Genomic DNA, 18,344 nt, shown 5'->3' with positions numbered 1-18,344 from the left:
GGCCAAGCCATCGCCATGCTGTCACTCTTTATCCGCCGCGCTGTCCGCGCCCTGCTCTGGTTTGCTGCTGGCAGTATCGTGCTGGTACTGGTGCTGCGCTGGGTACCCCCACCGGGTACCGCACTGATGGTCGAGCGCAAAGTGCAGTCGTGGTTCAGTGGCGAGCCGATCGATCTGCAGCGCGACTGGCAGCCGTGGGAGCAGATCTCTGATGACCTCAAGGTGGCGGTGATCGCCGGCGAAGACCAGAAATTCGCCAGTCACTGGGGCTTTGACATCCCGGCCATCCAGGCTGCCTTTGCCCACAACGAGCGCGGCGGCAATATTCGTGGTGCCAGCACACTGACCCAGCAGGTGGCCAAGAATCTGTTCCTGTGGTCTGGCCGCAGCTGGTTCCGTAAAGGGCTGGAGGCCTGGTTTACCGCGCTGATCGAGCTGTTCTGGTCGAAGGAGCGCATCCTTGAAGTGTATTTGAACAGTGTCGAATGGGGCCCTGGGGTATTTGGCGCCCAGGCTGCGGCGCGGCATCACTTCGGCGTCGATGCCAGCCGCCTTTCACGCCAGCAGGCAGCGCAATTGGCGGCGGTGTTGCCCAGCCCACTGAAGTGGAATGCGGGGCGCCCCAGCGCCTACGTGGCCAGCCGCGCAGGTTGGATCCGCCGGCAGATGAGCCAGTTGGGCGGCACCAGCTATCTGATGCAGCTGGAGGCCACCCGCGCGCCTTGAGCGGGTTTGGGCTTTGTATTTGCGTTACCGGCCTCTTCGCGGGGCAAGCCCGCTCCTACAGGTTCTCTGAGGACGGCGCATCCCCTGTAGGAGCGGGCTTGCCCCGCGAACACCGGCAAAGCCGGTGCCATACACACGCTGCCCGCGAAGCACAAACAACAAAAAACCGCCTGCCCCGTAAAGGACAGGCGGTTTTTTTACGATCAGGCGGCCAATCAGATAGTAATCAGCGCCTTGACCTTGTTCATCGCGTTCTTCTCCAACTGACGAATACGCTCGGCCGACACGCTGTACTTCTCTGCCAGCTCATGCAGGGTGGCCTTTTCTTCGGCCAGCCAGCGCTGATAGAGAATGTCACGGCTGCGATCGTCCAACCCGCTCAAGGCCTCGTGCAGGTTGCTCGTGGAGTTGTCGCTCCAGTCAGCATCCTCAAGCTGCATCGCCGGGTCGTAGCGGTGATCTTCCAGGTAATGCGCAGGCGACTGGAAGGCACTGTCGTCATCCGCTTCAGCAGCAGGGTCAAAAGCCATGTCCTGGCCGCTCAGGCGGCTTTCCATCTCGCGCACTTCCCGCGGCTCGACGCCGAGGCTTTCGGCCACGCGGTGCACTTCGTCGTTGTTCAGCCAGGCCAGACGTTTCTTCTGGCTGCGCAGGTTGAAGAACAGCTTGCGCTGGGCCTTGGTGGTAGCCACCTTGACGATGCGCCAGTTGCGCAGGATGAATTCGTGGATCTCGGCCTTGATCCAATGCACAGCAAAGGACACCAGGCGTACGCCCATTTCCGGGTTGAAGCGTTTTACCGCCTTCATCAGGCCGACGTTGCCTTCCTGAATCAGGTCGGCCTGTGCCAGCCCGTAGCCAGCGTAGCTACGCGCGATGTGCACGACGAAACGCAGGTGGGCCATTACCATTTGCCGAGCGGCCTCAAGATCCTGCTCGTAAAAGAGACGCTCGGCCAGTTCACGCTCCTGCTCGGGCGTCAGCAGTGGAATGCTGTTGACCGTGTGCACATAGGCTTCCAGGTTTGCACCGGGAACCAAAGCATATGCAGGTTGCAACGAAGTGGTCATTCAAGAACCTCCGACTCACTGGACTCGTGCCTTGTGGGCACTGCCAACATTGACCGGAAACCAAGAAACAAGTTCCCAGAACGCTATCAAAGTCAATGCTGGCGCAAAAACATTATCGTGGTGCCAGCTCATTCAAGTGACGAGCCACCGCGATCCATGCACCGATATACCCTAACAACACCGCACCAATCAAGAGCGACAGACCATCGGACGCCGGCACCCCGGCCAGGGCAAAGTTGCTCCCATACAGCCCGGAAAGCCCGACCACCGCGTCGTTGAGCCAATTCAGGCCGAACGCCAGGATGCCCCAGGCCAGCAGACCAGCCCCCAGCCCGTACAGGGCGCCCATATAGAGAAATGGCCGGCGTACATAGCTGTCGGTACCGCCTACCAGCTTGATCACTTCGATCTCGACACGGCGGTTCTCGATATGTAGACGAATAGTGTTACCAATTACTAAGAGCAAGGCCGAAATAAGCATCACCGCCAGGCCGAAGACGAACCGGTCACCCAGCTTGAGAATCGCCGCCAGGCGCTCGACCCAGACCAGGTCCAACTGGGCCACTTCGACCCGTGGCAGCTCAGCCAGACGCTGACGGAGGGCCTCCAGGGCAGGCTTGTCGACCTCGCTCGGCGTCACCACGACCACACCCGGCAGGGGATTATCCGGCAGCTCGCGCAGGGCCTCGCCCAAGCCGGACTGCTGCTGGAACTCTTCCAGCGCCTGCTCGCGGCTGACGTACTGGGCATCGGCGACGCCCGGCATGGCTTTGATTTCTTCGCGCAGGGCCTCGCCTTCCTTGCCGCCCGTGTCGAGTTGCAGGTACAGCGAGATCTGTGCGGCGCGCTGCCAGGAGCCACCCAGTTGCTCGACATTCTTCAGCAGCAACGACAAGCCCATGGGCATGCTCAGGGCGACGGCCATCACCATGCAGGTGAAAAAGCTGCCGATCGGTTGCTTGGCCAATCGGCGCAGGCTGTCGGCCAGGCTGGCACGGTGGCTTTCCAGCCAGGCGTTGAGCAGGGTGCGGAAATCCGGACCATCGTCATCGTGGCCGCCGCGTTTTTTGCCCGGCTGCGGATCGGCGGGCTTGGGCGCCACGCGCTCGGAAACCTTGGGTGTGCGTGCAGAGCTCATTGTCCGGCCTCCCCATCGCCGATCAGGCGGCCACGTTGCAGGGTCAGCATGCGGTGACGCATGCGTGCGATCAGCGCGAGGTCGTGGCTGGCGATCAGCACCGTGGTGCCCAGGCGATTGATGTCCTCGAATACCCCCATGATCTCCGCCGCGAGGCGTGGATCGAGGTTACCGGTAGGTTCGTCGGCCAGCAGCAAGGCCGGCTGGTGGACGATGGCGCGGGCGATACCGACCCGCTGCTGCTGACCAGTGGACAGGTCAGCCGGGTACAACTCACCCTTGTCGCTGAGGGCCACACGCTCCAGCGCCGAATCGACCCGTTTGGCGATTTCCGCCTTGGACAGCCCAAGGATCTGCAACGGCAGGGCGATGTTGTTGAACACCGTCCGGTCGAACAGCAACTGGTGATTCTGGAACACCACGCCGATCTGCCGGCGCAAGAACGGAATCTGCGCGTTGCTGATCTGACCCAGGTCCTGCCCGGCCAGCAGCAGCTTGCCACTGGTCGGGCGCTCCATGGCCAGCAACAGGCGCAACAAGGTGCTCTTGCCAGCGCCGGAGTGACCGGTTACGAACAGGAACTCGCCGCGGCGAGCGCGGAAACTCAACTCATGCAGGCCGACATGGCCATTAGGGTAGCGCTTGGCAACCTGTTCGAATCGAATCATGAAGGGTCCCGCTCGGCAAACAGGGCTTTGACGAAAGGCTCGGCCTCGAAGGTGCGCAGGTCATCAATGCCTTCACCGACACCAATGAAGCGGATCGGCAGCTTGAACTGCTTGGCCAGAGCGAAGATCACCCCACCTTTGGCGGTGCCGTCCAGCTTGGTCAGGGCCAGGCCGGTAAGCTCGACGCTCTGGTGGAAGTACTTGGCCTGGCTGATGGCGTTCTGCCCGGTACCGGCGTCGAGCACCAGCAGCACTTCGTGCGGCGCGTCGGCATCGAGCTTGGCGATCACCCGGCGGACCTTTTTCAGCTCTTCCATCAGGTTGTCTTTGGTGTGCAGGCGGCCGGCGGTGTCGGCGATCAGCACGTCGGCGCCACGGGCCTTGGCAGCTTGCACGGCATCGAAGATGACCGAGGCCGAGTCGGCGCCGGTGTGCTGGGCGATGACCGGGATCTGGTTGCGTTCGCCCCAGACCTGCAGTTGCTCGACCGCCGCGGCGCGGAAGGTGTCGCCCGCAGCCAGCATGACCTTCTTGCCATCGAGCTGGAGCTTCTTGGCCAGCTTGCCGATGGTGGTGGTCTTGCCGGCGCCGTTCACACCGACCACGAGGATCACGTAGGGCTTGTTCTTCGCGTCGATCTTCAGCGGCTGCTCGACCGGGCGCAGCAGCGCGGCCAGCTCTTCCTGCAGCGACTTGTACAGCGCGTCGGCATCGGCCAACTGCTTGCGAGCGACCTTCTGGGTCAGGTTCTGGACGATGGCCGAGGTGGCCTCGACGCCGACGTCGGCGGTCAGCAGACGGGTTTCGATCTCGTCGAGCAAGTCATCGTCGATGACCTTCTTGCCCAGGAACAGGCTGGCCATGCCCTCGCCGATGCTGGCGCTGGTCTTCGACAGGCCTTGCTTGAGGCGGGCAAAGAAGCCGGGCTTGGACTGCTCGGCGAGCGCGCTTGCCGGGGCGGGCTCAGGCTCGACCGTTGCGATTTCTGCCGCCACGGGCACAGGGGCTACAGGCTCGGGGGCAACAGGCTCGGAATCCGTGCGCTCAGGGATGACCGGAGGCGACTTGGGCTCCAGGTCAGGGACCAGCGCAACAGGCTCTTCGGCCACGGGCAGTACCAGGCTGCTGACCTGTGGCGTTACGAGGGGCTCAATTTCGGCAACTGCGGGCACAGGCTCGGGCGTCGTCGCAGGCAGGTCCACTGCCAGCGGAATCGGCGGCGGCTCTGCAATGACCGGCACCTCGAAGGCCTGAACCGGTGCGGGTTCGACCGGTGAGATCACGGGCTCAGGCGTCGGCGCCAGTACCACAGGCTCTGGCACGGGTTGCGGCGCGGGTACGACCGGCTGCGGCGCAGGCTGTGGCGCTTGAACAACAGGCTCAGGCTCAGGCTCAGGGCGAGGCGCCTCGGCAACCGGAGCCGGCTGCTCGACGGCGTCCTGCGCGGCCAAAGGCTCGGCAGCCTGGGGCTCAGGCGTTGATGGCTGTTCGGCGACAGGTTGCTGCGGTTTCTTGCGGAACCAGCCGAACAGGCCTTTCTTCTCGCCAGCCTCGGCCGGCGCTTTTTTGTCGTCGTTGGAACCAAACATGGAAGACGGCTATCTCAGGGTAGCGATGAGCCATTAGCGGCGCATCTGGAATTCTCTATCACGCAGAACAGACTATCTTGAATCCGGCTGGTTCATGCGTAACGTTTTGTCGTAGGGTCCTGCGGGCCAGAACGGCGACAGGCATGGTCGCCAGGCAACCGGATCAGTATCCTAGCACCTCCTGGCCCGCCGACGCTAAACCGAAGCGGGCCGCCGTACAGGTTAATCAACGTATGAATGCTCTAGCCCGCCGCGCCGCTGGCCTGTTGCTCAGCACGCTCTGCCTGCCACTGGCAGCCTTCGCCGCCGATCCGCAACCTACCCACGAGTTCATCCTCGATAACGGCCTCAAAGTGGTCGTGCGCGAAGACCATCGCGCGCCGGTGGTGGTCTCGCAGATCTGGTACAAGGTCGGCTCCAGCTACGAAACCCCGGGCCAGACCGGCCTCTCGCATGCCCTCGAGCATATGATGTTCAAAGGCAGCGCCAAACTCGGCCCTGGCGAAGCATCGCGGATCCTGCGTGATCTCGGTGCTGAAGAAAACGCCTTCACCAGTGATGACTACACCGCGTATTACCAGGTTCTGGCGCGTGATCGCCTGCCGGTCGCGTTCGAGCTTGAAGCCGATCGCCTGGCCAGCCTGCGCCTGCCGGCCGACGAATTCAGCCGCGAGATCGAGGTAATCAAAGAGGAGCGCCGCCTGCGCACCGACGATAAGCCCAACGCCAAGGCGCTCGAGCTGTTCCGCGCCATGGCCTACCCGGCCAGCGGCTACCACACGCCGACCATCGGCTGGATGGCCGACCTCGAGCGGATGAAGGTCGAGGAACTGCGCCATTGGTACGAGTCGTGGTACGCCCCGAACAACGCCACCCTGGTGGTGGTCGGTGACGTCACCGTCGACGAGGTCAAGGGCCTGGCCCAGAAGTACTTTGGCGCCATCCCCAAGCGCAGCGTGCCGCCGTCCAAGCTGCCGCTGGAGCTCGCCGAACCCGGCCAGCGCCAGCTCACCCTGCACGTGCGCAGCCAATTGCCCACCCTGATCTACGGCTTCAACGTGCCAGGCCTGGCCACTGCCAAGGACCCACGCACAGTGCACGCCCTGCGCCTGATCTCGGCCCTGCTCGACGGCGGTTACAGCGCGCGCATGCCGGCACGCCTGGAGCGCGGCCAGGAGCTGGTGGCCGGCGCCTCGTCCGGTTACGACGCCTTTACCCGCGGCGACAGCCTGTTCCTCATCTCGGCGACGCCGAACGTGCAGAAGCAGAAGACCCTGGCCGATGTCGAAAAAGGCATCTGGCAGTTGCTCGACGAACTCAAGACTACCCCGCCCACCGCTGAAGAGCTTGAGCGCGTGCGTGCCCAGGTCATTGCCGGGCTGGTGTATGACCGCGACTCCATCAGCAGCCAGGCCACCACCATCGGCCAGCTGGAAACTGTCGGCCTGTCCTGGAAGCTGATCGACAGCGAGCTGGACGAACTCAAGCGCGTAACTCCGCAGGACATCCAGGACGCCGCCCGCACCTACTTCACCCGCGAACGCCTGAGCGTTGCCCATGTACTGCCCGAGGAGTCCGCTCATGAGTGATCGCAGCGCCCCACGCTACACCCTGATCGGTGTCGGCCTCATCGCGCTGGTGGTGGCTGGCGCCTTCCTGCTGGCCCGCCCGGCCCAGTCTGATAACGCCAGCAAGCCAGACAGCAACGCCGCACGGCCGGCCAACACCCTGCAGTCGCTGGCCGAACTGGACGGTAAGGCGCCCAGCCGACGTCAGCTGAACATTCAGAGCTGGAATACCACTGAGGGCGCCCGCGTGCTGTTCGTCGAGGCGCGCGAGCTGCCGATGTTCGACCTGCGCGTGACCTTCGCTGCCGGCAGCAGCCAGGACGGCGGCACGCCTGGCCTGGCCAGCCTGACCAACGCCATGCTCAACGAAGGCGTTGCCGGCAAGGACGTCACCGCCATCGCCGAGGGCTTCGAAGGCCTAGGCGCCGACTTTGGCAATGGTTCATACCGCGACATGGCCGTGGCCACCCTGCGTAGCCTCAGCGCAGTCGACAAGCGCGAGCCAGCCCTGAAGCTGTTCGCCGACGTGGTCGGCAAGCCGACTTTCCCGGAAGACGCCCTCAAGCGCATCAAGAACCAGATGCTGGCCGGCTTCGAGTACGAGAAGCAGAGCCCAGGCACGATCGGTGGCAAGGCGCTGTTCGCCAACCTGTATGGCAGCCACCCTTACGCCCAGCCAAGCGACGGTACCTCGCAGAGCATCCCACCGATTACGCTTGAGCAGTTGCGCGCCTTCCATGCCAAGGCCTACGCCGCTGGCAATGCGGTGATCGCGCTGGTCGGCGACCTCGACCGCAGCGAAGCCGAAGCCATCGCCGCTCAGGTCTCCGCAGCGCTGCCCAAGGGGGCGGCCCTGGCCAAGCCCACCGAACCGAGCGCACCTGTAGCGGGCACGACCCACATCGACTTCCCGTCCAAGCAGACGCACCTGATGCTGGCCGAGCTGGGCATCGACCGTCAGGACCCGGACTGGGCCGCGCTGTCGCTGGGTAACCAGATCCTCGGTGGCGGCGCCTTCGGCACCCGCCTGATGAGCGAAGTCCGCGAAAAGCGCGGCCTCACCTACGGCGTGTACTCGGTGTTCAGCCCGATGCAGGTTCGCGGGCCGTTCATGATCAACCTGCAGACCCGCGCCGAACTCAGCGATGGGACGCTCAAGCTGGTTCAGGATATCCTCGCCGACTACCTCAAGACCGGCCCGACCCAGCAAGAGCTGGACGACGCCAAACGTGAGCTGGCTGGCAGCTTCCCGCTGTCCAATGCGAGTAACGCCAGCATCGTTGGCCAATTGGGCGCGATCGGCTTCTACAACCTGCCCCTGACCTGGCTCGAAGACTTCATGCAGCAGTCGCAGAGCCTCACCGTCGAGCAGGTCAAGACAGCCATGAACAAGCACTTGGCAGCGGACAAGCTGGTCATCGTTACCGTTGGCCCGAAAGTGCCGCAAAAACCACTGCCACCGCCTACTGACAAACCCGCCGAGCAACCGCTGGGCGTACCGGAGCATTAATGGCCAAGCCATCCACCCCTGCCCGCGCCAGCCAAGCCGCGAGCCAAGGCCAGGGCCACCTGCGCATCATTGCCGGCGAGTGGCGTAGCCGCCGCCTGGCGGTGCCTGCCGGCCCGGGACTGCGGCCGACGCCGGATCGCGTGCGCGAAACCGTGTTCAACTGGCTCGCGCCCTACATCGAAGGCGCGCAAGTGCTGGATGCCTTCACCGGCAGCGGCGCCCTGGTGCTTGAAGCCCTGTCCCGCGGGGCCGAAGATGCCGTGGCACTGGACAGCAACCCGGCGGCGATCAGCAACCTCAAGGACAACCTCGAACTGCTGCGTTGCCCGCGCGGGCAGATCCTGCAGACCGATGCCTTGCGCTACCTCGATGGTGAGGCGAAAAAGCAGTTCGACGTGGTCTTCCTCGACCCGCCGTTCCATCAAGACCTGCTGGCCAACGCCTGTACCTTGCTCGAAGAGCGCCAGTGGTTGCGCGAACGCGCGTGGATCTACACCGAGAGCGAAGCGGCGCCTTCTTCACTGCAGATGCCGGGCAACTGGCGCCTGCACCGCGAGAAGAAAACCGGCCAGGTGCACTATGCATTGTGGCAACGCGGCTGACCTCCAGCCGCTCGCCCGCCCCACCCCGACGCTCGCCTGAGTAACTATGTAACGCAGGCGAGCGCGCCCCATCACCGAAGCTGCCTTGGCCATATCGCCATTCAGGAGCTTCGCGTGACCTCTTCGACTTTCGCACCCGGCATCCCGTCAGGCCAGCCGCCTGCCGCTGACGCCAGCCCGCCCTTGCAGCAGTTCACCCTCGCCAACGGCCTCACGGTCTATCTGCGTGAGGACCACCGTGCGCCCTTGGTAAGCGTCCAGCTGTGGTACCACGTTGGCTCAAGCTACGAACCGCCTGGGCATTCGGGCCTGTCTCATCTGCTCGAACACTTGATGTTCGAAGGCAGCAGCAAACTGGCGCCCGGTGAGTATTCCACGCTGGTCAGCCGGCTCGGCGGCGAACCCAACGCCCTCACTACCCACGACGCCACCTGCTTTCCGGTGACCTTACCGAGCAGTCGCCTGGAAGTGGTGCTCGAAGCCATGGCCGACGCCATGGCCAGCGCCACCCTGGACCCGGCCGCGTTTGCCCGAGAACTGCAGGTGGTGATGGCCGAACGTCGCTCCACGGTGGACGACAACCCACTGGCACTGGCGATCGAGGCGGCGCAGCGCCTGGCGCATGGCACCAGCACCTATGCCACGCCGGTGATCGGCCATCAGGCAGACCTCGAACAGATGACCTGGGCCCAGGTCAGCACCTGGTATCAAAGCTGGTACCATCCGAACAATGCCACGCTGGTGGTGGTCGGCGACCTCGACCTTGAGCGCCTGCAACCGCTGGTCGAGCACCATTTTGGGCCCATTCCGGCCAACCGCCTGCCGCTGTCCGCGCGCCCCACGCCCGGTAGCTCGCTGGTACAGCGCCGCCAACAGCTGGCACTGCCGGGCATGCGTGATGGGTTGATCATGGCCTTCAACATGCCGAGCCAGGCCACCGCCCGCTCGTTGCAGGAAGCCTGTGCGCTGCGCTTGCTGCCGCAGTTGCTCGGCAACGGCAACAGCGCCCGCCTGCCGCAGCGCCTGCTGCACCAACGGCAACTGCTGCAGGCCATGAGTGCGGCCTACGCACATCAACTGCGCGGCGACAGCCTGCTGAGCTTGTACATGTTCACCAACCCCCAGCAGGGCACGCCGGAGCAGGCCATGCCTCAGGTGTGGGCCGAAATCGAACAGTTGCACCACTCAGCGCCAAGCGAGCGCGAGCTGAACCGGGCCAAGGCACGCCTGCTGGCCAGCCTGGTATTCGCCCGCGACAACATTGCCGAACAAGGCCATGCCCTGGGCCGGGCCGCCAGCAGTGGATTGGACCCCAGCCAGCTCGCGCATGAAGCCCAGGCGATCAATAGCGTCAGCCCAGAGGACGTTCAGCGAGTCGCCCTCACCTACCTCACTCAGGACCGCCTGAGCACCACTTACATGACTGCCGCAGAGGCCCGCCATGCGTGAACCTACCACCCTGACTCAGAGCACTGCTGGCCTTACCTCCCTTGCAGGTCTTGACCTGAGCCAGAGCGAACACCCGCACGCCGAGGTCCAGACCTGGCAGAGCCCGTCCGGCGCCCGTGTGCGCTTCGTCCAGGCGCGCCAGCTGCCAATGGTCGACCTGGTGCTGCGGTTCGATGCCGGCAGCTGCCAGGACAGCGAGCTGTCAGGGCTGGCTGCCCTGACCCTGTACATGCTCGACGAAGGCACGGATGCGCTGGATGCCGCGCAGTTCACCGAGCAGATCGAACGCCTGGGCGCGATCGTCAAGTCCTCGCTGCGCCTTGAGCATGCCACCCTGAGCTTGCGCAGCCTGAGCGCCAGCGCCCTGCTTACACCTGCCCTCGAGCTGTTCACCGCGATGGTCGCGCGGCCTGCCTTTCCCGCCCCGGAACTGGCAAAGGTGAAGCAACAACTGCATGCCCTGCAGACATATCGCGCAGGCTTGCCGGTGATTCGCGCCCGCAGCGAAGCGTTCATGCACCTGTTTGCCGGCCATCCCTATGGCAACCCGTACGGCAGCACCACGGCGGGTATCGACGCGGCAACCTGCGACGACCTGCGGGCCTTTCATCAGCGGGCCTATGCCGCCAACAACCTGGAGCTGTCACTGGTCGGCGACCTGTCGCGAAGTGACGCCGAGGCGATCGTCGAACAGATCTGTCAGGCACTGCCGCAAGGCTGGGCGGCCGTTGAACTGCCAGCGATACCCAGAGCTGAAGCGCGCAAGCTGCATGTCGAGCTACCCGGCGCCAATACCAGCATGCTCATGGCCGTACCAATGGCCCTGCAGGCGAGCGAACCCGAATACGCTGCCATGGTGCTGGCCAGCGAGGTACTGGGCACAGGCCTGGATTCACGCCTGATGCGCGAGCTACGCCAGCAGCTTGGGCTTACCTATGATGTCCATTCACGGTTGTCGCCGCTCAGCGCTGGCGGTTTCCTGTCGATCGAATGGAGTGTCGCCGTCGCGTACGTCGAGGCCTCTGAGCAGCGGGTAATGGCGCTGTTGAGCACCTTCATCGAACAAGGTCCGAGCGACAGCGAACTCGACGTTGCCCGCCAGCAGGTGATTGGCCGCTTGCTCAGAACTGTCGCCACCAATCAGTCACTGGTGGCCATGCTGAGCGAAAACGGCCATCTGCGCCTGCCCGCCGACCACCTCGAGCGCTACCTCGAGCAGTTGCTCGAGGTCACGCCACACGCGGTACGCGACGTGCTGAATCATCGGCTCGACCTGACCCGCCCGGTGCTGGTCAGCGTCGGTACCGTGGCGGATCAGCAGCCTTTGCCAGCACCACCGGCCAGCGACCAATAGCGCAGGTACAGGCGCGCTGTTTCATGGCACTCTAGTCCGGCACATCACGAGTCACACAGTATGCCCAGCCCCACCGACCGTTTTCGTCCGGCCACCGGCCTTGCCAACCCCCACCTGCAAACCTTGTGGGGTCCACTCTGGCGCAAGCTGCCCGCGTTTGAGCGCAAGCGCGAACGCCTGTGGTTGGCCGATGGTGATTTTCTCGACCTCGACTGGCACGGGCCGCATCAGCTCGACGCCCCGCTGGTGCTGGTCCTGCATGGCCTGACCGGCTCATCCAGTTCGCCCTATGTGAAGGGCTTGCAGCAAACGCTGCAGGCCCGTGGCTGGGCCAGCGTCGCATTGAACTGGCGTGGCTGCTCCGGCGAGCCGAACCTGCTTGCGCGCAGTTATCACTCCGGCGCCAGCGAAGACCTGGCCGAGACCATTCGCCACTTGCGCGCACAACGGCCACTGGCGCCGCTGTATGCGGTGGGGTATTCACTGGGCGGTAACGTGCTGCTCAAGTATCTGGGTGAAAGTGGTTCAGCCAGCCAGTTGCAGGCGGCGGTTGCGGTATCGGTGCCGTTTCGCCTGGATCAGTGCGCTGACCGCATCGGGCTGGGCTTTTCCAAGGTGTATCAAGCGCATTTCATGCGCGAGATGCTCGCTTACGTGCAAGACAAGCAGCGCCATTTCCGCGACCAGGGTCATCATGACAGGCTGGCCGAAATCGAGCGCCTTGGCTCCTTGCGCAACCTGCGCACATTCTGGGATTTCGACGGCAAGGTGACTGCGCCGCTAAATGGCTACAGCGATGTGCACGATTACTACCGGCGTGCCTCGAGTCGCTATTACCTGGGTGAGAACCGCACGCCGACCTTGATCATCCACGCCAGCGACGACCCGTTCGTGTTTGGCCACAGCCTGCCGACCGCCGATGAGCTGGCGCCGCAGACGCAGTTCGAACTGCACAGCCGGGGTGGGCACGTCGGGTTTGTCGACGGCAGCCTGCGCAAGCCAGGTTATTACCTGGAGCGCAGGATCCCGCAGTGGTTGGCGGATGGCTGTTAGCGGCGGGCCGTGCCGGTCTCTTCGCGGGGCAAGCCCGCTCCTACAGGTACGGGCTGACGGCACCCCTGTAGGAGCGGGCTTGCCCCGCGAAGAGGCCGGCACAGGCCATACGCTCAATCGCCGGTAGCCACTCCACGCTGCGGATCATTGATCCACTCGCTCCACGAGCCCGCGTACAGCCTGCCCAACGGATAACCGGCCAGCGCCAACGCAAACAGATCATGGCAGGCCGTCACCCCTGACCCGCAATACGCCACCAGCGCCTCTGGCGCACGCCCGGCGAGCTTCTCGGCAAAGCGCTGCTTGAGCTGCTCCGCCGGCAAGAAGCGTCCATCAGCGCCCAAATTGTCGGTGAAGGCCGCGCACTGCGCACCCGGAATGTGCCCCGCCACAGGATCGATCGGCTCGACCTCACCGCGAAAACGCGGCAGGCCGCGGGCATCGATCAGGGTCAGTTGCGGTGCCCCCAGTTGCGCGGCCAATTGCTCGGCATCGATCAACAGCTCCGCGTCGGCTTCACCGCTGAAATTGCCATCGCGCTTCACCGCAGGATCCAGGCTCAGCGGTAGATGAGCCGCGTGCCACGCCTTGAGGCCGCCATCGAGAATAAACACCCCATCGCGCTTGCCCAGCCACGCCAGCAGCCACCAGGCACGGGCAGCAAAAGCCCCTGGGCCGTCGTCGTACAGCACCACCTGGCTGGCGTCATCCACCCCCCACTCGCGCAGGCGCTCGACCAGCCGCCCAGCCTCGGGCAGCGGATGCCGACCGGTGCTGCCCTTGACTACCTTGCCGCTGAGGTCGCGCTCCAGATCGGCAAAGTGCGCCCCGGCGATATGCCCTTCGGCATAACTGCGTTGGCCGTAGTCCACGTCTTCCAAGGCAAAACGACAATCAAGGATCACCAGCCCCGGCGAGCCCAGTTGCTCGGCCAGCTGCTGTGGGGTGATCAATTGCGCAAGGGGCATGACAGTCTCCTGATCGATGGCATGAAGGCCTTGGTTCATTGCTCCAGGGCCTGATTGAAGGGGATGTGGAATTCCTCGCAGAGGGCGTCCACCGCCGCCCGGGCCTCGGCGGTGACGAAGCCGAGTTCCAGCACCAGTACCTGATAGACACCGCGTTTGAAGGCTTCTTCACCCAGGTGCGCAGAATGCTCACGGGTGGTACTCAGAAAACGGACCCAAGAGGTCAGCACAATCCAGGCGTTGATGGTCAGCGACTCGATCTGCATCGGCTCCATGGCCAGGATGCCGGCATCGACAAAGCCCCGGTAGATCGCCTGGCCCTGCAGCAGGCAGCGTTGCGAGAAGCGCCGGTAGCGGGCGGCCAGCTCAGGGTCACTTTCCAGGAGGTGCTCGAGGTCGCGATGGAGAAAGCGGAAATTCCACATCGCCGCGAGCAATGCCTTGAGGTAGAAACGCTTGTCCTCGACGGTGGCGGCGCGGCCTTGGGGTGGCCGCAGAAAGCTGTCCACCAGCTCTTCGTATTGGCTGAAGAGCACAGCGATGATCGCCTGTTTGTTGGCGAAGTGGTAGTACAGGTTGCCTGGCGAAATCTCCATGTGCGCAGCGATATGGTTGGTACTGACGCTGCGCTCGCCCTGCTGATTGAACAACTCCAGGCTGTTCTGCACGATGCGCTCTCGGGTCTTGATGCGCGGGGCCATGCTCTGCTCCGGTCTGCAGGCTTGTTGATAGACCCATCTTACGGTTAATTCGGGGCGGGATGCATCGGTAAGCCGCATGAAAAAGGTTCTTCACGGATTGTTGGGGGAGATGATCTGTGGGCTTGGCTTGGCTTGGCTTGGCTTGGCTTGGCTTGGCTGGCTTAGGAATTGTGGGCTTATCCATTTGATGGGGTGGCGCCACTGGCCCCTTCCGTCCTTACGGCGGGTCACTTTTGTTCTTGGAAAAAAGTAACCAAAAACCGCTTGCTCCTGCATCCGGCCCTCCGCTGCGCTACGGGTTCCCTCGCTCCGGTCTTCTGAAGTCGCGAAGTTACGGGCGGCGTCTGGGCTGGCGTTGTCTTCGATAGTGGCAGGTGTGGTGGATATTCGGGCCTCTTCGCGGGACAAGCCCGCTCCTACAGGTATCGCGCAAATTTTGAATTCAGCGCTGTACCTGTAGGAGCGGGCTTGTCCCGCGAAGAGGCCGGTACTGCCAATACAAATCGCAGGGCGCAGCCCTGCCAGCCACCCCACAAATCCGCTGGTAAATAAACAAAAGCGAGAGCGCAGCGATTCGCCTGCCGTTGCCCTGGCTGTTGATCTTGATCTTGCTCTTGATCTACAGCGACTTCAGGAGGCCGAGCGCAGGTCTTGCGCAGGGAGGTGGAGGCCATGGATGGCCGGAAAGCGCTGAGGCCCAGGATGGGCCGTACAGCGCGGTCCTCCCGGAGCAAGACCGGAGCGAGGGAACCCGGAGCGCAGCGGAGGGCCGGATGACGGAGCCGAGACCTTTTTGGTTACTTTTTGGGGCGTTTGCCAAAAAGTGACCCGCCGTAAGGGCGGAAGGGGCCAGAAAACCCACCACATCAAATGGATAAGCCCCCAAGCCCCATCCCCCCGCCAATCCATGAAGAGCCTGAAAAAACCTACCCGATGATCCCCGTCAGCATACAACCTCGAGGGGTTCACAACCCTTCGAAACCCGCATGACTTCGTCTTCTACCCTGCCCCCGGTACATTTCGACCTCGACACAATCGTCACCGGGCTGATCTTTACGCCATATGGCAAAGCCACGCAGCGTCTGGCGTACAAGCTGATAATTCGCTGACCAGCCAGGAACATGCGCAGGACATGACAAGCCATACCCGCACTGTCTATAGTGCCTTCGTCAGGCCGCGCGACTTGGCCGGGCGCAGTCGCTGCGCTACCATCCGACTCCCCAACGCACTCCAGCCAGGATGACGCGATGAACCGAGTGTTGTATCCGGGTACTTTCGACCCTATTACCAAGGGCCACGGCGATCTGGTCGAACGCGCTTCGCGCCTGTTCGACCATGTGATCATCGCAGTGGCCGCCAGCCCGAAGAAGAATCCGCTGTTCCCCCTGGAACAACGGGTAGCGCTGGCGCGTGAGGTCACCAAGCACCTGCCCAATGTCGAAGTCATCGGCTTCTCCAGCCTGCTGGCACATTTCGCCAAGGAAAAGGGCGCCAATGTGTTCTTGCGCGGCCTGCGCGCGGTTTCGGACTTCGAGTACGAGTTCCAGTTGGCGAACATGAACCGTCAGCTGGCGCCGGACGTCGAAAGCCTGTTCCTGACGCCTTCGGAGCGCTACTCGTTCATCTCTTCGACCCTGGTGCGAGAGATTGCCGCACTCGGCGGAGACATCACCAAGTTTGTCCATCCGGTGGTGGCTGAAGCCCTGACCGAACGCTTCAAGAAGTGATCCTCGCTGCCTGATCTTCGCGCCCGCGTGCACTGCGGGCGCGATTGCGGCACAATTGTGCCCATTAGGTATGAAACATGCCCGGGCCAAGAGCCCCGGCCGGAGCCCCCATGTCCCTGATCATCACCGACGATTGCATCAACTGCGACGTCTGCGAACCCGAGTGCCCGAACGCTGCCATCTCGCAAGGCGAAGAGATCTATGTGATCGACCCGAACCTGTGCACGCAGTGCGTGGGCCATTATGACGAGCCGCAGTGCCAACAGGTCTGCCCGGTCGACTGCATCCCGCTGGATGAAGCCCATCCGGAGTCCGAAGACGAGCTGATGGCCAAATACCGCCGGATTACCGGTAAGGCCTAGTGCCGTTCGTCGCTGCGGTTCGCAATGTAGCCCTTGCCGCTGCCCTCGCGCTGCTGGCGACTGCGGCCCAGGCGCAGGCGCCTGGCCGCGCGGCGATTGCCAGCCCGCATGCCGACGCCACTGCAGCAGCGCAGTTGATTCTCGAGCAGGGCGGCAACGCCTTCGATGCCGCCATCGCCGTCAGCGCTGCACTGGCCGTGGTCGAGCCCTATGGTTCGGGACTCGGCGGCGGCGGCTTCTTCCTGTTGCGCGAAGCAGGCGAGACCCCGGCCTACCGTTTCCTCGATGCCCGTGAGCGCGCGCCCGCTGCCGCCACGGCCGACATGTACCTCAAGGATGGCCAGGTCAGCCCGGGGTTGTCGATCAATGGCCCGTTGGCTGCCGGCATCCCGGGCCTGCCCCAGGCCCTGGCCGAGCTTGCCGCCAGCCATGGCCAACTGCCGCTCAAGGACAGCCTCGCCCCCGCCATTCGCCTGGCCAACCAGGGCTTTGCCGTCGATCGAATCTACCGTGACCGGGCCAAGATGCGCCTCGCTGCACTGCGTGATGATGCGCAGAGCGCCCAGCTGTTTCTGCGTGACCAGCAGGTTCCGGCGCTGGGTACGGTGATCCGCCAACCCGAACTGGCCAACACCCTGCAGCAGCTTGCCGAACATGGCCGCGACGGGTTTTACCGTGGTGCACTGGCGCAGCAGTTGGTCGACGGGGTGCGTGCGGCGGGTGGTATCTGGACCCTCGATGACCTGGCCAATTACCGCAGTGCCTGGCGTGCGCCGTTGCGTTTCAAACTCGCCGAGCAGCGCGAACTGATCAGCAGCCCACCGCCCTCCGCCGGTGGCGTGGCCTTGGCGCAGAGTCTGGCGATGCTCCAGCGCCTGCCTTGGCAAAGCGCGCACCCCGTGCAGCGCAGCCATTACGTGATTGAAGTGCTGCGCCGGGCGTATCGCGATCGCGGCCTGCTCGGTGACCCCGACTACGTCAACAACCCGCTCAACCACCTGCTGGCACGCAGTTACCTGACCGGCCTGGCCGACAGTATCGATGTGCACCAGGCCACGCCGAGCAGCGCCCTGGCACCCGCTCCGGCCTGGCGCGAAGGTGACCACACCACGCATTTTGCGGTGAACGACGCGCACGGCAATGCGGTCTCGGCGACATTGTCGGTCAACCTGCCCTTTGGCGCGGCGTTCACCGTGCCCGGCACCGGGGTGGTGCTGAACAACGAGATGGACGACTTCGCCGCCGACCCACAGGGCAGCAACAGCTATGGCCTGGCTGGCAGCAAGGCCAATGCCGTGGCGGCCGGCAAGCGGCCCTTGTCGAGCATGAGCCCGAGTTTTATCGAAAGCCCAAGCCAGTTCGCCAGCTTCGGGACGCCCGGCGGCAGCCGCATTCCGAGCATGGTGCTGCTGTCGGTGATGGGTTTTCTGGAAGGGCGACCGGTGGCTGAGTGGCCGGCGATAGGCCGCTATCACCACCAGTATCTGCCGGATGTCGTCGAGCACGAACCGGGCACCTTCGACGAGGCGCAGAAGGCTGAGCTGGCCGCTCGCGGCTATCGCCTGAAGGACTTGGGGCGCAGCTATGGCAACCAGCAGGTGCTGTATTGGGACAAGGCAGCGAGAAGCCTGGAGGCTGCGAGTGATCCGCGTGGCGTAGGTGAGGCTGTGGTGCTTCCCTAGTCAGTTAAAAGCTGGGGCCGCTTTGCGGCCCTTGCGCGACACGAGGCCGCTCCCACAACTATCGCGTATACCGATATATACAGGGCAAAAGCGAACACTGTGGGAGCGGCCTTGTGTCGCGAAAGGGCTGCAAAGCAGCCCCAAAACAGACGAACACGTTTTAACTGACAGGCATTA

17 protein-coding genes are annotated in these 18,344 nt (G+C 63.8%); 11 read left to right on the top strand and 6 right to left on the bottom strand.

Annotation, left to right across the window (positions count from 1 at the left end):
- The first annotated feature begins 15 nt into the window (after nucleotides 1-15).
- Nucleotides 16-726, top strand: a complete 711-nt coding sequence (gene mtgA / locus J3B00_RS03745) for a monofunctional biosynthetic peptidoglycan transglycosylase (protein WP_209864006.1) — start codon at nucleotides 16-18, stop codon at nucleotides 724-726.
- A gap of 215 nt (nucleotides 727-941) precedes the next feature.
- Here mtgA and rpoH read toward each other — a convergent pair whose 3' ends face one another.
- From rpoH to ftsY, 4 genes are all read right to left on the bottom strand, one after another.
- Nucleotides 942-1,796 (bottom strand): RNA polymerase sigma factor RpoH, encoded by an 855-nt coding sequence (gene rpoH, locus J3B00_RS03740; protein WP_119146586.1) that lies wholly within the window; start codon nucleotides 1,794-1,796, stop codon nucleotides 942-944.
- Nucleotides 1,797-1,908: 112 nt separating this feature from the next.
- Complete coding sequence (gene ftsX / locus J3B00_RS03735; RefSeq protein WP_209864001.1) at nucleotides 1,909-2,934, bottom strand: permease-like cell division protein FtsX; 1,026 nt, start codon at nucleotides 2,932-2,934, stop codon at nucleotides 1,909-1,911.
- A complete protein-coding gene (ftsE, locus tag J3B00_RS03730) occupies nucleotides 2,931-3,602 on the bottom strand; it encodes a cell division ATP-binding protein FtsE (RefSeq protein WP_209863998.1) in 672 nt (223 codons plus the stop codon). The genes ftsX and ftsE overlap by 4 nt, the downstream gene beginning before the upstream one ends.
- Nucleotides 3,599-5,191, bottom strand: a complete 1,593-nt coding sequence (ftsY, locus tag J3B00_RS03725; protein WP_209863995.1) for a signal recognition particle-docking protein FtsY — start codon at nucleotides 5,189-5,191, stop codon at nucleotides 3,599-3,601. The genes ftsE and ftsY overlap by 4 nt, the downstream gene beginning before the upstream one ends.
- A 233-nt stretch (nucleotides 5,192-5,424) precedes the next feature.
- On the opposite strand from ftsY, the gene J3B00_RS03720 reads away from it, so the two are divergent.
- From J3B00_RS03720 to J3B00_RS03695, 6 genes are all read left to right on the top strand, one after another.
- A complete protein-coding gene (locus J3B00_RS03720) occupies nucleotides 5,425-6,780 on the top strand; it encodes a pitrilysin family protein (protein WP_209863991.1) in 1,356 nt (451 codons plus the stop codon).
- Nucleotides 6,773-8,269, top strand: coding sequence for a pitrilysin family protein (locus J3B00_RS03715; protein ID WP_209863988.1), 1,497 nt, complete (start codon nucleotides 6,773-6,775; stop codon nucleotides 8,267-8,269). The genes J3B00_RS03720 and J3B00_RS03715 overlap by 8 nt, the downstream gene beginning before the upstream one ends.
- Nucleotides 8,269-8,871, top strand: a complete 603-nt coding sequence (gene rsmD / locus J3B00_RS03710; RefSeq protein ID WP_209863985.1) for a 16S rRNA (guanine(966)-N(2))-methyltransferase RsmD — start codon at nucleotides 8,269-8,271, stop codon at nucleotides 8,869-8,871. The genes J3B00_RS03715 and rsmD overlap by 1 nt, the downstream gene beginning before the upstream one ends.
- Before the next feature lie 183 nt (nucleotides 8,872-9,054).
- Nucleotides 9,055-10,320: a pitrilysin family protein gene (locus J3B00_RS03705; protein ID WP_209874568.1), complete on the top strand. Its 1,266-nt coding sequence runs from the start codon at nucleotides 9,055-9,057 to the stop codon at nucleotides 10,318-10,320.
- On the top strand, nucleotides 10,313-11,674 hold the full coding sequence (locus tag J3B00_RS03700) for a pitrilysin family protein (RefSeq protein WP_209863970.1): 1,362 nt from the start codon (nucleotides 10,313-10,315) through the stop codon (nucleotides 11,672-11,674). The genes J3B00_RS03705 and J3B00_RS03700 overlap by 8 nt, the downstream gene beginning before the upstream one ends.
- 60 nt (nucleotides 11,675-11,734) lie before the next feature.
- Nucleotides 11,735-12,727 carry a hydrolase gene (locus tag J3B00_RS03695; protein WP_209863965.1) on the top strand — a complete coding sequence of 331 codons (993 nt, stop codon included), beginning with the start codon at nucleotides 11,735-11,737 and terminating at the stop codon, nucleotides 12,725-12,727.
- A gap of 113 nt (nucleotides 12,728-12,840) precedes the next feature.
- Here J3B00_RS03695 and J3B00_RS03690 read toward each other — a convergent pair whose 3' ends face one another.
- Nucleotides 12,841-13,695 carry a sulfurtransferase gene (locus tag J3B00_RS03690; protein WP_209863961.1) on the bottom strand — a complete coding sequence of 285 codons (855 nt, stop codon included), beginning with the start codon at nucleotides 13,693-13,695 and terminating at the stop codon, nucleotides 12,841-12,843.
- 35 nt (nucleotides 13,696-13,730) lie between these two features.
- Entirely contained in the window at nucleotides 13,731-14,396 is a 666-nt protein-coding gene (locus J3B00_RS03685) for a TetR/AcrR family transcriptional regulator (protein WP_209863956.1), read from the bottom strand.
- Nucleotides 14,397-15,382: 986 nt separating this feature from the next.
- Between J3B00_RS03685 and J3B00_RS26780 the strand changes: the two genes are divergently transcribed.
- From J3B00_RS26780 to ggt, 4 genes are all read left to right on the top strand, one after another.
- Nucleotides 15,383-15,505, top strand: a complete 123-nt coding sequence (locus J3B00_RS26780; RefSeq protein ID WP_281074628.1) for a hypothetical protein — start codon at nucleotides 15,383-15,385, stop codon at nucleotides 15,503-15,505.
- A gap of 138 nt (nucleotides 15,506-15,643) precedes the next feature.
- The gene (gene coaD / locus J3B00_RS03680) at nucleotides 15,644-16,123 is read left to right on the top strand and encodes a pantetheine-phosphate adenylyltransferase (RefSeq protein WP_209863951.1); all 480 of its coding nucleotides are present in this window, start codon (nucleotides 15,644-15,646) and stop codon (nucleotides 16,121-16,123) included.
- A 110-nt stretch (nucleotides 16,124-16,233) separates the two neighbouring features.
- On the top strand, nucleotides 16,234-16,485 hold the full coding sequence (locus J3B00_RS03675) for a YfhL family 4Fe-4S dicluster ferredoxin (RefSeq protein WP_200140954.1): 252 nt from the start codon (nucleotides 16,234-16,236) through the stop codon (nucleotides 16,483-16,485).
- Complete coding sequence (ggt, locus tag J3B00_RS03670) at nucleotides 16,485-18,167, top strand: gamma-glutamyltransferase (RefSeq protein WP_209863948.1); 1,683 nt, start codon at nucleotides 16,485-16,487, stop codon at nucleotides 18,165-18,167. Before J3B00_RS03675 ends, ggt begins: the two co-directional genes overlap by 1 nt.
- Nucleotides 18,168-18,344: the final 177 nt, after the last annotated feature.

The organism is Pseudomonas sp. BP8, assembly GCF_017875955.1.
Taxonomy (GTDB): Bacteria; Pseudomonadota; Gammaproteobacteria; order Pseudomonadales; family Pseudomonadaceae; genus Aquipseudomonas.
This window is presented reverse-complemented; position numbering and strand designations above follow the sequence as displayed.

Excerpts from the sequence above, each read along its gene's own strand:
- mtgA (WP_209864006.1), top strand. The coding sequence starts at position 16 with ATGCTGTCACTCTTTATCCGCCGCGCTGTCCGCGCCCTGCTCTGGTTT.
- rpoH (WP_119146586.1), bottom strand. The coding sequence starts at position 1,796 with ATGACCACTTCGTTGCAACCTGCATATGCTTTGGTTCCCGGTGCAAAC.
- ftsX (WP_209864001.1), bottom strand. The coding sequence starts at position 2,934 with ATGAGCTCTGCACGCACACCCAAGGTTTCCGAGCGCGTGGCGCCCAAG.
- ftsE (WP_209863998.1), bottom strand. The coding sequence starts at position 3,602 with ATGATTCGATTCGAACAGGTTGCCAAGCGCTACCCTAATGGCCATGTC.
- ftsY (WP_209863995.1), bottom strand. The coding sequence starts at position 5,191 with ATGTTTGGTTCCAACGACGACAAAAAAGCGCCGGCCGAGGCTGGCGAG.
- J3B00_RS03720 (WP_209863991.1), top strand. The coding sequence starts at position 5,425 with ATGAATGCTCTAGCCCGCCGCGCCGCTGGCCTGTTGCTCAGCACGCTC.
- J3B00_RS03715 (WP_209863988.1), top strand. The coding sequence starts at position 6,773 with ATGAGTGATCGCAGCGCCCCACGCTACACCCTGATCGGTGTCGGCCTC.
- rsmD (WP_209863985.1), top strand. The coding sequence starts at position 8,269 with ATGGCCAAGCCATCCACCCCTGCCCGCGCCAGCCAAGCCGCGAGCCAA.
- J3B00_RS03700 (WP_209863970.1), top strand. The coding sequence starts at position 10,313 with ATGCGTGAACCTACCACCCTGACTCAGAGCACTGCTGGCCTTACCTCC.
- J3B00_RS03695 (WP_209863965.1), top strand. The coding sequence starts at position 11,735 with ATGCCCAGCCCCACCGACCGTTTTCGTCCGGCCACCGGCCTTGCCAAC.
- J3B00_RS03690 (WP_209863961.1), bottom strand. The coding sequence starts at position 13,695 with ATGCCCCTTGCGCAATTGATCACCCCACAGCAGCTGGCCGAGCAACTG.
- J3B00_RS03685 (WP_209863956.1), bottom strand. The coding sequence starts at position 14,396 with ATGGCCCCGCGCATCAAGACCCGAGAGCGCATCGTGCAGAACAGCCTG.
- J3B00_RS26780 (WP_281074628.1), top strand. The coding sequence starts at position 15,383 with ATGACTTCGTCTTCTACCCTGCCCCCGGTACATTTCGACCTCGACACA.
- coaD (WP_209863951.1), top strand. The coding sequence starts at position 15,644 with ATGAACCGAGTGTTGTATCCGGGTACTTTCGACCCTATTACCAAGGGC.
- J3B00_RS03675 (WP_200140954.1), top strand. The coding sequence starts at position 16,234 with ATGTCCCTGATCATCACCGACGATTGCATCAACTGCGACGTCTGCGAA.